The 15,007-nt window shown below is 72.7% G+C and carries 6 protein-coding genes and 1 pseudogene; 5 read left to right on the forward strand and 2 right to left on the reverse strand.

The annotated features are described in order from the left end of the window. The first annotated feature begins 29 nt into the window (after nucleotides 1-29). Nucleotides 30-989: an alpha/beta hydrolase gene (locus ACZ4VK_RS07060; RefSeq protein ID WP_468349351.1), complete on the forward strand. Its 960-nt coding sequence runs from the start codon at nucleotides 30-32 to the stop codon at nucleotides 987-989. Nucleotides 990-1,093: 104 nt separating this feature from the next. Here ACZ4VK_RS07060 and ACZ4VK_RS07065 read toward each other — a convergent pair whose 3' ends face one another. Beyond that, entirely contained in the window at nucleotides 1,094-2,719 is a 1,626-nt protein-coding gene (locus tag ACZ4VK_RS07065; RefSeq protein ID WP_468349352.1) for a flavin-containing monooxygenase, read from the reverse strand. Nucleotides 2,720-2,732: 13 nt separating this feature from the next. After that, nucleotides 2,733-4,280, reverse strand: coding sequence for a FadD3 family acyl-CoA ligase (locus ACZ4VK_RS07070; protein WP_468349354.1), 1,548 nt, complete (start codon nucleotides 4,278-4,280; stop codon nucleotides 2,733-2,735). A 369-nt stretch (nucleotides 4,281-4,649) separates the two neighbouring features. Between ACZ4VK_RS07070 and ACZ4VK_RS07075 the strand changes: the two genes are divergently transcribed. The 4 genes and pseudogenes from ACZ4VK_RS07075 to ACZ4VK_RS07090 all read left to right on the forward strand — a co-directional run bounded on the left by ACZ4VK_RS07075 (nucleotide 4,650) and on the right by ACZ4VK_RS07090 (nucleotide 14,954). Then, nucleotides 4,650-9,038 (forward strand): HEAT repeat domain-containing protein, encoded by a 4,389-nt coding sequence (locus ACZ4VK_RS07075; RefSeq protein ID WP_468350779.1) that lies wholly within the window; start codon nucleotides 4,650-4,652, stop codon nucleotides 9,036-9,038. Between the two features lie 37 nt (nucleotides 9,039-9,075). Then, nucleotides 9,076-9,658 (forward strand): annotated as a pseudogene (locus ACZ4VK_RS07080) (IS5 family transposase); the annotation flags it as partial. Nucleotides 9,659-10,224: 566 nt separating this feature from the next. Then, on the forward strand, nucleotides 10,225-14,265 hold the full coding sequence (locus ACZ4VK_RS07085; RefSeq protein ID WP_468349355.1) for a polymorphic toxin-type HINT domain-containing protein: 4,041 nt from the start codon (nucleotides 10,225-10,227) through the stop codon (nucleotides 14,263-14,265). Nucleotides 14,266-14,276: 11 nt separating this feature from the next. Next, a complete protein-coding gene (locus ACZ4VK_RS07090) occupies nucleotides 14,277-14,954 on the forward strand; it encodes a hypothetical protein (protein ID WP_468349357.1) in 678 nt (225 codons plus the stop codon). The last annotated feature ends 53 nt before the right edge of the window (nucleotides 14,955-15,007 follow it).

Here is a 15,007-nt window from a genome sequence, read left to right on the forward strand (position 1 = left end):
CCCGCCCCGGCCGTGAGGGGAGCGGACGCGTGACCGGACCCGGCGGTGAACCCCGCCCCGAAGCGAGCGGACACCTCACCCGCCCCCGCCCCGAGATCCAGGCCGTCATCGACCTGGCCACCGCCCACTTCCCCCGCCTGGGCACGGAGATGACGGACATCGCCGAGGTCCGGGCCTTCTTCGCCGCCCGTCCCCGGACCGCCGAGCCCCCGCTGCCCGTCGCGCGCGTCACCGGCCAGGACGCCGACGGCGTGCCCGTACGCGTCTACGACCCGGGCGCCGATGAGGCCGCCCCCGTGATCGTGTTCTGCCACGGCGGCGGCTTCGCCCTCTGCGACCTCGACAGCCACGACGGCTTCTGCCGGGCCCTCGCCCGCGCCACGGAAGCGGTCGTCGTCTCCGTCGACTACCGCCGCGCCCCCGAGCACCCCTTCCCCGCCGCCCCCGAGGACGCCTACACGGCCCTGCGGTGGACGGCGGCGACATACCCGGGCCGCAGGATCGCCGTCGCCGGGGACAGCGCGGGCGCCAACCTCGCCACCGTCCTCACCCTGCTCGCCCGCGACCGAGGCGGCCCCGCCGTCACCTGCCAGTCCCTCTACTATCCGATGCTCGACCCCACGCGCTCCCGGCCCTCCCACCGCGAGCACGGCCAGGGCCGCTTCCTCACCTCCGACCACCTGCGCTGGTACTGGGACGGGTACCTGCCGGAGCCCGCCGACAGGACCCATCCCCATGCGGCCCCCCTGGCCGGCGCGGACCTCACCGGGCTCCCGCCGGCCCACGTCGTCACCGCCGGCTTCGACCCCCTGCGCGACGAGGGCCTCGCGTACGCGGAGGCCCTCGTCACGGCGGGCGTGACCGTGACGGCCCACCACTACGCCGGGATGTTCCACGGCTTCCTCTCCATGGCCCCCTCCCTGCCCGAGGCGGCCGCGGCCCGTGACACCGCGTTCGCCGTGCTGCGTACGGCACTGCGCGGGAAATGACGTACGGCACTGCACGGGGAACGACGTACGCGTACGCCCGGCCCCCACCGATTCCGGTGGGGGCCGGGCGCATTCCTACGCAGGGGCGCCGCGCGGGACCCGGCTCAGTCCGGGATCAGCTCGAACCCCTCGTACCCCGAGTCCGCGACGTCCGCGATGATCTGCCCGTACACCCCGAAGCCGCCGATGAACGGCATGAACACCCGCGGCTTCCCGGGGATGTTGGCGCCCAGGTACCAGGAGTTCGCCGCCGGGAACAGCGTGGCCGCCGCCCGGTCGCGGCACTGGGCCACCCACTGCTCGACGGCCTCCTCGCCCGCCTCGATCGCACGGTAGCCGTGCGCGTCCAGGTACCTGAGACAGTCGCCGAGCCAGTCACCGTGCTGCTCGGCGCAGAGCACGACGTTGGCCATGACGGACGGGCTGCCGGGCCCCGTGAGGTTGAACAGGTTCGGGAAGCCGTCGACGCCCAGGCCGAGATAGGTGCGGGGCCCCTCGCTCCACACGTCCTTCAGCCTCCGCCCGCCACGCCCCCGGACGTCCACCCGGTCGATCGCCCCGGTCATCGCGTCGAAGCCGGTCGCGAACACGATCGCGTCCAGCTCCACCCGGCTGCCGTCCGCGAGCACGATCCCCGTGGGATCGATCCGCTCGATCGCGTTCTCCCGCAGGCTCACGAGGCGCACGTCGTCACGGTTGAACGTCTCGTAGTAGTGGGAGTCGGTGACGATCCGCTTGGTGCCGATCGGGTGGTCGGTGGGGACGAGCAGATCGGCGGCGGCGGGGTCCTCGACGAGGGCGCGGACCTTCTCCTCCCAGAAGGCGCGCGCCGCGTCGTTGGCCGCGAGGTCGGTGAGCTGGTCGGGGAAGGTCTTCGAGTACAGGACGCCGCCGAGCTGCCAGCGCTCCTCGAACGCCGCTCGCCGCTCCTCCTCGGACACCTCGAACGTACGGGACGGGTGCGCCGCGTGCGGTGAACCGCCGCCGCTGATCCGGGACAGCCGCCGCCGCTCCGCGTACCCGGCCTTCTGCCGGCGGCGCGTCTCCTCGTCGAGGGGCGCGTTCCCGGCGGGGATGCTGTAGTTGGCGCTCCGCTGGAAGACGGTCAGGTGCGCGGCCCGCTCGGCGATCAGCGGGACGGCCTGGATGCCCGAGGAGCCCGTCCCGATCACGCCGACGCGCAGCCCGGTGAAGTCGACGCCCTCGTGCGGCCACGCGCCCGTGTGGTACGTCGCTCCCGTGAACTCCCCGGCCCCCGGAACGTGCGGTATGTGCGTACTGGAGAGGCATCCGACCGCGAACACGCAGAACCGCGCCGAGATCACCTCACCGCGGTCCGTGCGGACCGTCCAGCGCAGGGTCTCCTCGTCCAGCTCCGCCGAGGTGACCGAGGTGGCGAAGGTGTAGCCGCGGCGCAGGTCGAAGCGGTCGGCGACATGGGCCAGATACCGCATGATCTCCGGCTGCGCGGCGTACTTCTCGCTCCAGTCCCACTCCTGCTGGAGCTCCTCGTCGAAGGAGTACGAGTAGTCCACGGACTCCACGTCGCAGCGGGCGCCCGGGTAGCGGTTCCAGTACCAGACGCCGCCCACGTCGTCCCCACGTTCGACGCCCCGCACGCGGTAGCCGAGACCGCGCAGCCTGTGCACGGCGTACAGGCCGGTGACGCCCGCGCCGACGACGACGACGTCGACGTCGCTGCCGGCGGGCTCGGTGATGCTGTCGTTCACGTGTCTGCTCTCCTCATCCGGTGATCGTGTTCTCCGCGAACCGTCGCAGAGCGCCCTTGTCGACCTTGCCCGCCGCGTTGTGGGGGAGCGCCGGGAGGGAACGGAAGGCACGCGGGGCCTTGAAGTTGGCCAGCCGCTCGCGGGTGTACGCGGTCAGTTCCGCCGCGTCGATCCGGGCCCCGGCCGCCGGTACGCAGTAGGCGACGCCGACCTCTCCGAGCCGCGCGTCGGGCGCGCCCACGACCGCCGCGTCCAGGACGGCGGGGTGACCGCGCAGGACCTGCTCCACCTCGGCCGGGTACACGTTGAACCCGCCCACCACGAACATGTCCTTGAGCCGGTCGGTGATCCGCAGGAAGCCGCGCTCGTCGAGGACGCCGACGTCCCCGGTGTGCAGCCAGCCGTCCGCGTCGACGGCCTGGGCGGTGGCCTCGGGATCGTCGAGATAGCCGTGCATCACGTGGTAGCCGCGGGTGAGGATCTCGCCCGGCTCCCCGGGCGGCGCGTCGACGCGCAGCTCCGTGCCCTTCAGGGCGGTCCCGGACGTACGGGCCAGGGTCTCGGACGACTCGTGCGGCGGGCAGATGGCCACCACCCCCGTCGACTCGGTCAGTCCGTACGCGGTGTTGACGCTCCGCGCGCCGAGGTGCGTCCTGATCTGCTCGATCAGCGCGGTGGGAATGTTCGCCGCGCCCGTGACCGCCATCCGCATCGACGTCAGGTCGTACGCCTCGCGCCCGGGGTGGTGGATCAGCGAGGTGAAGACGGTCGGCGCACCGGTCAGGACGGAGATCCGCTCGTCCTGCATCCTCTCCAGGACGGTCTCCGCGTCGAAGACCCGCTCGGGGACGATCGTGGCCCCGTGCAGCAGACAGGCGAGGACCCCGGCCTTGTAGCCGAAGGTGTGGAAGAACGGGTTGGCCAGGAGGTGGCGGTCGCCGCGCCGGAGGGTGACCGTACGGGCCCAGGCGTCGTAGACGCCCAGGTTCTGCGCGTGGGTGGCGGGGACGCCCTTGGGGCGACCGGTGGTGCCGGAGGTGAAGAGGATGTCGGCGGTGTCGGAGGGACGGACGGCGGCGGTACGGGAGCTCCGCTCCTCCCCGGTCACCGCGTCCCCGCCCGCGAGAAACCGCGACCAGTCACCGGAGTGCAGCGTCACCGTCGAGTCGAGCAGCGGGAGGCTCTCCCCCGACGCGGCGAGCAGCGCCCGGTAGTCCGTGCCCAGGAAGTCGTGCTCGGTGAACAGGAGCCGGGTACGGGAGCGGCGCAGGATGTCGGCGGCCTCGGACGCCTTGTAGCGGGTGTTCACCGGGACCAGCACCCCGCCCGCCGCCACCGCGCCGAGAGCGGCCGCCACCCACCGGGCGCTGTTGGGCGCCCACACGGCGACCGCGTCACCCGGGCGCACCCCCCGCGCCATCACCGCGCGCGCCACCCGGTCCACCCGGTCCCGCAGCCCGGCGAACGTCCACCGCTCCCCGCCGAAGACGAGGGCCTCCTCGTCCCCGTACCGCTCCGCGGCCCAGTCCGCGAGCCGAGCGACCGTATGCGCGCCCCTCATGATCCGTCACGTCCTCCCTGCGGCCCCCGCCCCTCGGCCGGGGCGCGGGCGGCGACCCCGGCGGACCGGAGCCTGCCAGGGAGGGGCCCGCGGCGCAGCGGGCGGTTCCCGCTCACCGGGAAGGTGCCCACGGGTTCCGCCCGACGACGGTCGGGGGCGATGACGCCCGGGCGATCAGCCGGGCTTCGTCACCGCGTTGGCTCCGGGGTGCGGCCCCGTGCGCGACGAGCAACGACCGGTACGGGCAGGCTCGGTCGAGTGGCCGGCGTGCGACCCGCCGTCACTCCGAGGACACCGTGGACACTGATGTGGGGCGCCCGCACCCGTCGGACGCTCAGCTGCGGACCGTACGATCCGGTGGTGACCACGATGCCGCCCGCGACGCCGACCCGCCCCGGCTCCCCGGGCCCCCACGTGCCCGCGAGCCCCGAGGAGGCGCTCGCGCTCGCCGGTGCCGCCCTCGGGGGCGGGCCGTTGCCCTCGTGGCGTGCCTGGCCGGCCGACGTGCTGGTGCCGCCGGTGCGGGTCGCGCTGCTGCGGGCGGAACTCGTACGGGATCCCTCCGCGTTGCTCCGCGAGGACCGCGGGGAGCCGCTCTACCAGGCCGTCCGGGGCACGGATGCCGGCGCTGCCGCGCACCCGGCGGCGCTCGTCGAAGCGTTGACCGGCACCGGCGACGCGGTCCTTGAGGGCGAGGCGCTGCGGCTGGCCCGGGACGGCCTGCGCGCGGGGGTCCTCGGGTCCGCCTTCGTGCGTGAGGTGCTGACCGGGCTCCTCGATTCGGCCGCCGACACCGTGGTGACCGGCGCGCTCGCCGAACTCGCCGAGCCCTGGGCCGCGGTGGAACCACTGCCTTCCGCCCGGCTGACCGGGCTCCTCGGGCGCGCCACCGGCGACGCCGCGCTCACCACGGCCGCCGCCCACGGGCACGGCGAACTGCTGCGGGCCGCGGCCGCGGACCCGGACCAGCCGCCACGGGTACGGCGGCGCGCCCTCGCCCTGTACGGCGGGACCGCGCCGCGCGACGACGTGCCCGGAATCCTCGCGCTCGCCCGGCGGGACCCGCTGCTGCTCGGCGGGCCGGCGGTGGACTGCCTGCGCGCGATGCACCGGCGCGGTCACTTCGTCACCGACGCGGACGTCCCGGCCGTGCTGGCGCTCGCCCTCGCCGACCACACGGTCCCGGCCGGCACCGTGGCGACGGTCCTCTTCACCGGTCGGCGCGAGGTACTGCGTCTGCTTGTCGACACAACGCCCGACGACCCCGGCTGGCCCCGCAGGCTCGACCTGCTCGTCGCCCTGGACGGCCAGGGCGTCGGGGGTCTGCCGGTGGCCGCGGAGATCGCCCGCGCCCTGTCGTACGCGTCCGCGCCGGGCCCGTTCCTGCGCGCCCTGCGCGCCCTGTCCGCCCCGGAGACGGAGGACGCCGTCCTCGCCGCCCTCCCACACGCACCCGCCGACGCGCTCGGCGCGCTGGAGGCGATCGGCGGCGACCGCACGGTCCGCGTCCTGGCGGAAGCCCTGGGCCTCGACGCCGTGGCACCCACCGAGCCGATCCCCTTGCGAGCAGGGAAACCAGTCGGCCCCGCCGAGCGCGCGGCCTCGCGAGCCGGGGAGCCTGTCGCCCCTCTATCCGAGGAACCCGTCGCACCAGCGGTGACGCACCCCCAACCCGCCCCCGCTCCCGCCGTGCCCCCGCCGGCCCGCGTCGAGGGTGCCCTGCGGGGCCTGCAGCACCGGGCCCTGGAGCTGGTCTGGCTGCTTGCCCGTGATCCAGAGACACGGCGGCGGCTGCTCGTCAGCGTCGATGCCGGTGCGTTGCCCGCCCGGGTGGTCGCCGACCTCGGTGGTCCGGACGAGCGTGAACTGGCCCTGCTCACCGCCCGATTGGACCCGGCGCAGCCCGTCGCCGCCCTGTGCCGCCTCGCCGCGTTCGGGAGTCCTGGCACCCTGTCCGTCCTCGCCGACCTGCTCCTGCGGATCTCCCATGACCTCGCGGCGGCCTGGGAACCCGGCGGCGCGGGGACCGTGCCCGACGCGGAACCGGCCGTGCCGCAGGAGGCCCTGGACGCGCTGACCGGCCTCGGGCGGCGGCTGCACGCGCGCGGCCGTATCCGGCCGGTCTGCCTCCTGGACGCCCCCGACGCCGAGGCCGCAGGGCAGGCCCTCGCCGCGGACCTGGCCCTCGACCTGCTGGACCGTCCCGACCTCACCGCGGGCGAACAGCGGGTCCTGCTCCGCATGGTGCTCGACCTGCCGCACGCCCCGCACCGGCGGATCCGCTCCCGGCTGCACCGGTTCCTGCGCCACCCCGACCGTCACGTACGCAAGCACGTCGTCGCCCTGCTCGCCCGGGACACCACGGGCGACGGTGTCGAAGCCGTGTCCGCGACGCTGATCGCGCTGACCGGTCCGGACCGGGACCCCCAGACCGTACGCCAGACCCTGGCCGCCCTCGGTGACGCCGGGGCCCGATGGGCGTCGGACACGATCGCCCGCTGCCTCGGCCACCCCGTCATGAACGTCCGCAAGACGGCGGCCCGCGCCCTCGCCACCGCCGGTACGGCCCGGGCCGTACCGCATCTGCTCCACCGCCTCGGGCGCGACGACAACCCGGGCCTGCGCGCCCTGCTCCTCGACGCCCTCAGGGCCCTGCTCGGCGACACCCTGTACGCCACGATCACCGACACGGCGGCCCGCGAGACCGACCACGAGATCCGCGCCCGGCTCCTGGCCGCCCTCTCCGAAGGGCCCGGCCCGGACCAGGACGAGGCGGACCTCCGCCGCCTGACAGAACACGGCTGGGACCCGGACACCGCCCTCCGTCTCCTCGCCCGGCACGCGGATGCCGCCGCAGGCCCGAGCGCGGACGGGTGGGTCGTACGGCTGCGTGCCCTGCGGGCGTACCTCGCCGACTGGCTCGCACTCGCCGTCGGCTCGCCGCCCGCGCGCCGGGCGGTCCTGGCGGTGCTGGTCACCGGGATCTGCCCCGGCCCGTGGGAGCCGCACGAGCGCGCGGCGTTCACGCGGCACGTCACGGTGCTCCTCGACGGCCTGACCGAGGCCGAGGCGGAGCACAGGGACGCACTGATCGAGGTCCTGGAAACGGTCGTACCGCACCTGCGTCCACCCGTCGCCACCCAGGTCACCGCCGCCGTGCGCGCACTGCCGCCCCGACGGCCCGGCCGCCGCTCCACCCTGCCCCTCCTCCGGCTCGCCGGCGCGGTCGTCGTCCGCGCCGACCTCGACCGCGAACTGGCGGCCACCGCCCTGGCCCCCGACCCGGAGGCCGCCCGCGTACGGCTGCTCCGGGAGACGTTCGGCGTCGATGCGCCACAGGGCCGCCCACCGTGGTACGTCGAACTCGCCTCAGCGGTACGGGAGAGGGAAACGCTCGACGCCTACCGCAAGCGGCCCGCCGCAGCGGACTCGCGTGAGCTGCTCGCCGCGCTGACCGAGGTCCAGGCCGACGCGCCCCCGGACGTACGAGCCGCGCTCGTCGACTGGATGACGGACCTTCAGCCCCTTGGCGCCCCGCCATGGACCCTGGCGGAGACCGCACGGACCGCCGCCTCAGGGCCCGCGCCGCGCCGCGTCCACGTCACCGACCTGGACCAGCCCCGCTCCGGGGCGCAGCGGGAGCGGTTGCTCGCCATGCTGGGCTCCGACGTCCCGGATCGGCGGACCACGGCGGCGCGGACGCTTCTGGCCTGGCCGGAGCCGGACACGCGCGCCGCCGTGCTCGACGCGTACCTGCGCGGCCGGGTGGACGTCCCCGACGGGCTCCGGAGCACGCTGGGACTCGCGCTGTCGGAAGCCGGCCCGGAAGCCCTGCTCGGCGACGGGAGGCACGCCGACCGCGTCGCCCGGATCGCGGCGGGCCTCGACGCCCGGCGGCTCGAGCCGCTGACACCCGTCCTCCTGCGCCTGTGGGAGCACGGACCGGAGACCGTACGGGCCGACGCCTCCGCCGCCCTGCGGCGCGTACCCGCCGACGCCCTGGCCCTCCACCTGGAGAGCCGTATCGCCACCGGTGCGACGGGCCTGCTCGACCTGCTCGCCGACCGTCCGCTGCTGCGCACCCCGGCGCTCACCCGGCTCGACGAGCGCCACCCCGGGGCCGGGCTCGTCCTCGTCGACGGACCACTGCGCGGCCCGGAAGAGGCCGACCGGCAGACGGCCGCGCTCCACGCCCTCCGCGAGCGCGCCCCGCTCCCGGACCCGCGCACCTCGGTCACCCCCGCGCCGACGGCCGCCGCGCTGACGGCCCTGCTGCGGTCGGCCGAGCCCCGGCGCATCCGCCGCGCGCTGTCCCATCTGACCGAGCACCCCGCCGGCACCGAAGGGACGGACCTCGAAGCAGCCCTGCGCGAGCTGCTGTCGCATCGCGACACCGGCGTACGGCTCCACGCGCACCGCACATCGCGCGCGCTGCTCGACCGGGACACTCACCTCCGGCTGACCGAGATCCTGCTCGGCGACGCGCGGCCCGACGTGGTGCGCGGCGCGATCCGGGTGCTGTCCCGGGCGCGCTGGCGACCGGCGGTCCCCGCGCTCGTCGCACTCCTCGACCACGGGCACCCCACGGTGCGACGATCGGCGGAGGAGGCCCTGCTGCACGCCGGCCCGGCGTCGGTCCCCTCGCTGCGCCGCGCAGCCTCCCACGCCCGTCCGGACCGCCGCCCCGCGTACGAAGCGCTGCTCGCCAGAGTCCGACAACAGGAACAGGATCAGGAACGGGAACAGGAACGGCCTTAGAGGTCATCTCATTTGGTCGGTCGATAGGCTGCGGGCTGTGGTGGGGATCGTTGAACGGCTGGTGCCGGACGAGTTGTGGGAACTGTTCCAACGGGTGGTGCCGGAGGCTCCTTCGCGCCCCCAGGGCGGTGGCCAGCGTCGGCACAACGACCGGGAAGTGCTGGCCGCGATCGTGTTCGTGGCCACGTCGGGCTGCACGTGGTAGCAGCTGCCATCCGCGTCGTTCGGGCCATCGGGAGCGACGGCCCACCGGCGTTTCGCCGAGTGGACGAAGGCCAGGGTGTGGGCCAAGCTCTACCGTCTGGTCCTCGACGAGCTCGGGGCCCGAGGCGAGCTGGACTGGTCCCGCTGTGCGATCGACTCGGTGAACATGCGGACGATGAAAAGGGGGACCTGACAGGTCCGACCCCTGAGGACCGGGGCAAGTACGGCTCGAAGATTCACTTGATCACCGAGCGGACGGGCCCATCTCTGTCGGGATCTCGGCGGCGAACCTGCACGACAGCCAGGCTCTGATCCCGCTGGTGAAGGGCATTCTCCCGCGGCTGGGCCGTCATCGCTGGACCATCGAACGCACCATGGCCTGGCTCGCCGGCTGCCGCCGACGCTACGAACGCAAGGTCGTCGATTTGGCTGGATGGCCTCTGAACTGTGCGGATGCGTCGCGTAGGTGTCCGTAATGCGCGCTGGCACCGGGGGTTCACCCGTCCTTGTCGGCCTCAGCGCTGGCCGAGTCGGGTGGGGCGTCGAGCGCCATGCCCGGGGAGATGGGGGACCTACTGCCACCCCATGGGAGTCCCGCGCTCAGTCGAAGCCCGTGGTGAGCCTGGATGGTTTCCGGCGGGTGGACTGATGTGCTGAAAAATTTCGATCTCGGTACAACCATGCGGGGGCTTGCTTAGTCCCTTCTTACTGAACGTCGAGCTGCACCTTGGGCAAGGAAGCCTGGAGGGGATAGGCCGCCGTCGCCTGGCCTGGGGAGCGTCTGGGGCGGCGGCCGGCTGTGCGGCTGTGCGGCATGCCCGGCGAACCGCGCCGTGCCGGCCAGGTGACCACCTGGCCGACTTCGTCATGCGCACGTTCGGCGATCCACGTATTTGAGGGGAAACTTTTCGTGCGTCGAGCAAGAAGTCTCTGGGGGCTGAGGGATCGGGGGTGGCGCCCGCTTCGACAGGCAACAGGCGGCGTGCTGACTCTTGGCCTGCTGTCCGGACTGGTGTCGGCAGCGCCGGCGGCGGCTGCGGAGCCTGAGGTGAGCGAGCGGGGTCAGGTCCTGGCCACCTGGAAGAGCGGCGGGCCCGCGACGAAGGCAGCCGCCGGGGCGGCCATGACGGGCTCGGACTCCGACATCCGCGCGTTCCTGGAGAAGGGCCGGGCGATCGCGGAGAACCTCGATGACCGCGAGGCCGCACTCCAGGTCGTCGCCGACGCCGGGCCGGCCGTCCGCAAGGCAGCCGAAGCAGCCCTCGCGGGTACGCCCGAGCAGCTGGACGCGTTCCTGAAGGAGGGGTGGAAGGCGCCCCTGGCCCAGGACCAGCGGGTCCAGGCAGCCGCCATCGGCGAGACCGGCGGCCGAGCCCTGCATGCCGCCGCGGAAGCCGCACTGAACTCGGACATCGAGGCGGTGCGGGAGTTCCTGAGCGAGGGGCAGTACAAGAAGCGGGACTCCGACGCCCGCGTACGAGTGGCCCAGCTCGAGACCGCGGGCGGGCCGAAGGTACGAGCCGGTGCGAGCGCGGCTCTCAACGGCTCTATCCAGGATGTCCGCGACTTCCTGAGCTTCGGTCAGTACGTGGCCCGGGCGCAGGACCAGGAGTACGCCTCGGTTACGGAGCTCGCCCAGCAGGCCAACGGGGCCGCTGATGCGGCGGAGCGGGAGAGCAAGGCCGCGAAGGAGGCCGCGGACAAGGCGATCACGCTCGCCCGCCTGGCCAAGGAGGAGACCCAGCGGGCCGCTCAGGAAGCCTCGGCTGCCAAGAGCGATGCCGATCGGGCGGCCGAAGCAGCTCGGCGGGCGGCGGAGTCCACTCGCAAGGCCGCACAGGCCGCGCAGGCCGCCATCTCGGCTTCGCGTTCCGCGAACGCGGCGGCCCAGGTGGCCGCTGCCGCGGCCAACGCCGCGGCGAACGCGGCTGCGGGTGCCGCTCGTGCTGCCACCAACGCCTTGAACAGCGCCGCCAACGGCAAGCGCGACGAAGCGCTGTCCGCGCAGGCTCTGAAGGCGGCGGAGGCGGCGGAGTCCGCGGCGAACGCAGCGGACCGGGCGGCGATCGCCGGTGACGCCTCGGCTGTTGCTGCTCGCGCTGCCGCTTCCTCGGCTGCCAACGCCGACGCCACCGCTGTTGCAGCGGATGAGGCCAGTGGCTACGCGGAGGAAGCAGGCGCCTCGTCGGACGAGGCGCGCGCTGCTGCCGCGGCCGCCCGTCGGCATGCCGCCGAGGCCACCCGTGCCGCGAACGCGGCGGCTGGCCATGCGGCCGACGCCGCCCGTCAGGCCCGTGTGGCCCGGGACTTCGCGCGCTCTGCGGCCCAGCATGCCCGTAATGCCGCCGATGCCGCGATGAAGGCCGGTCAGTACGCGGCCGGTTCCAAGGAGGCCGCGAACGAGTCGAAGGCTCACGCCGACGCCGCCCTACTGCGCGCCAACGAGGCCGTGGCAGCGGTGGCGAAGGCCAAGGAAATCCACGACCTGGCCCGGAAGGCCGAGGCCGAGGAACTGGCTGCTCGCAAGGCGACCGGCATCAACCAGGCAAAGGACGCGAAGGCCGCTTACGACGCCACCATCGCCGAGAGCAAGAAGGCCGCAGCCGAGTCCGACAACCTGCAGGCCGACTTCGCCCGCCTGTCGCAGGATGCCGCACAGCCGGCCGCGGACGACGCCGTGATCGCGGCGACCGGGCGGAAGCTGGCGCTGGCGGCGCTTGAGACCCAGGGCACCTGGAGCAAGGCCGCCGCCGAAGGGGCACTGGCCTCCGCGGACAACGCCGTGGTGGTCGAGTACGCCCGGAATGGATGGCGCTCCGCCTTCCAGCAGGACGAGCGGGACCAGGTGCGTTCCCTGGCGCAGAACTCCGAGCACGAGGCCGTGATCACCGGTGCCGAAGCGGCCCTGGCCGGTGACGCAGCACAGATCCACGCCTTCCTGGAAGTCGGCCAGTACTCGGCCGCTGCCTCCGACCTGCGCGTCGAGGTCGCGCGGATCGGCGAGGCCGGCGGCCCGGCCGTCAAGAGCGCCGCTGAGAAGGCGATCAACGACATCGGCTACCAGCCTCTGCTCGACTTCCTCACCACCATCCAGTACTCCGCCCGCCACAGCGACAACCAGGTCACCGTGGCCTACCTGGCCGAGAACGGCGGGCCGGAGGTCAAGGCGTATGCGGAGATCGCGCTGGAGAGCCCCGCGCCCTCCCGGCAGGCCTTCATCGAGCGGGGCCAGTTCAAAGCCGCTCAGCGCGACCAGGCCAACGCCTCGCACGTCGCCCAGATCCAGCACGTCATCGCCGGATCCGCGCAGGTCGCGGCCCTTGCCCAGCAGCGCGCCGCAGAGGCCCTCAAGACCGCTGCCCTGGCGTTGAACGCGTCGAACGAGGCTGAGGTCTACGCCGAGCAGGCACAGACCTACGCCGCGAACGCCGCAGGGTACGCCCAGCAGGCTGACGCCTCCGCCACGCAGGCCGAGGCCTCCGCACAGAAGGCCGCAGGCCACGCTGCCACCGCGCGCAACGCACAACGCCAGGCGCAGATCAGCGCGAGCAACGCCAACGCATCGGCTCTCTGGGCCGAGGCGAGCGCCGGCCTGGCCCGGGAGTACGCCGCGACCGCCGTCGCTGCGGCCGAAGCCGCACGCCAGTCCGCCATCAACGCCGGCAAGAACTCAACCCAAGCAGCCGCCATCTACCAGCAGCACCTCGACACCTACCTCGCTGAACAGGCGCGGGCTGCCGAGCAGGCATGGTGGGAAAAGGCCTACGGCAAGTACACCCAGCTCCGGGACGCCTTCGGGGAAGCCGTCGATGTCGGCCTGGAAATGGGACAGGCCGCCGTGCTGTGGTGGATGACGGCGACCCCTGATCAGAAGGCGAAGTTCTACCTCGAATTCGGGCACCTCGCTCTCGACATCATCGGTCTCATTCCCGGATACGGCGAGATCGCCGATGGCATCAACTGCGCCGCTTACGGGATCGAAGGCTATGCCACCGACGACAACAGCAAATACATTGACGCCGGACTGTCCTGCGCCTCGATGATTCCGGTCGCCGGATACGCCGCCGCCGTCCCCAAGACCATCAAATGGTCCAAGAAGGCCGAGCAGCTCTTCGAGACCCTCAACAACCTGCGAAAGCGGGACATCGACCTTCCCAACTGCCTCAAGCCCAAGCACAGCTTCCCCGCCGGCACACCCGTCCTGATGGGCGACGGGACCACCCGCCCCATCGAGCAGGTCCGGGTCGGCGACATGGTCCAGGCCACCGACCCGACGACGGGCGTTTCCGGCCCACGCCGGGTCGAGACCACCATCCACACGCCCGACGACCGCGACTTCACCACCGTCACCCTGGACGCCAAGAACGGCGGCGGAACACTCACCGCCACCGGACACCACCCGTTCTGGGCCCAGAACCGCGGAGACTGGACCGCCGCCGCCGACCTGGAGGCCGGAGACACCCTCCGCACGCCCTCCGGTGCCACCGCACGGATCGCGAAGGTCTCCCACTGGAAGAAGTTCCAGCCGGCCTTCGATCTCACGGTCAACGACGTCCACAGCTACTACGTCCTCGCCAAGGCCACCCCGGTCCTGGTCCACAACTGCACTGACCTCGCCCGCGCCGAGAAGGCAGTGCCCGAAGCGCACACCATCAAGGAGCACGTCACCCCGGACCTTGCAGAGATGAAGCGCCTCGCCAAGAAGAAGTCGGACGATCAAAACGGCGCGCCTGCCCGTAATTCCCGCTGGACGGACCTTGCAACCGCCCAGAAGGCGGTAGACGATCTCGTAGCAAATCCAGAAGTGGCGGAAAGGATCCGTCAATTCGTCATCAAGGCGGGTAAAGGTGGGCCCCAGAAACTGTCACTCAAGGGGAAGTACGGATCAGGATCCCTGGGTGACAGTGTCGACCATCTCGGGAACTACTATCCGACAACCAGTAACGAGTTCATCGTCATCATCGCCCCCAAGAAGGGCTACAAGCCCGGCGGCTATTACGTCTTGACCACATACCCCCTGTAAGGAGCGGCGGAATGCACTCGCCAGTCTTGCACCGCGATTGGGTGGATGACGATTTCGGGGTGACCGCGCTCGGCTCGTCATACCACAATGACTGGAGCCGGTACGCCAGTGACCCGATTGACCACGCCCTCAGTTACCTGGGGCCGACAGGTGACCCTGCCTTTCCGATCCTGCTGATCGAGGACCTGCAGCGACTTGTCTCCTCGCCGCTCTCCGGTGAGGAACTGGGTCGGCTGTGGGGAGCGCTGGGGGATCCGCTCGGCGCCTCACCCACGTTCGACGGGGCTGAGCGGGCCTGGCTCCACCGCCTTCTGGAAGCCGTGACCCGACTCGCCGTCGCGCGCGGCGCCAGGGAAGCGCAGTGGGCGGAACTCCCAGGGTGCTCACCTGAGCCGACGGGCACGGTGGCGGCTGAGCATCAGCGGCTGGTTCCGGAGGTGCTCGGCGTGACCGGGCTCCTGGACCGGGCCCGCGCTGATGACAGCGGGCTGGCTTTGGCTACCCGATTGGCCGTCGAGCGGTGCGTCACTCTGGTCTGCCCTGAGCTGGGGTTCCGCTTCCTGCTTCACGCTCTGGGCCGCTTCGGCTGCAACCTGAACCTGCCCGATTACACCCGGCTGAAGAATCTCAGCTCGGCTTTCGGACACGGGCCCTTCGTCGTCAGTGCACACCGCTATCTCCTGGGGTGACATCGGCCCTGTGAGGCCCTGGGCGGGTTTGACGATCCGTCCAGGGCCCCGCG

The organism is Streptomyces sp. NPDC028711 (genome assembly GCF_055565415.1).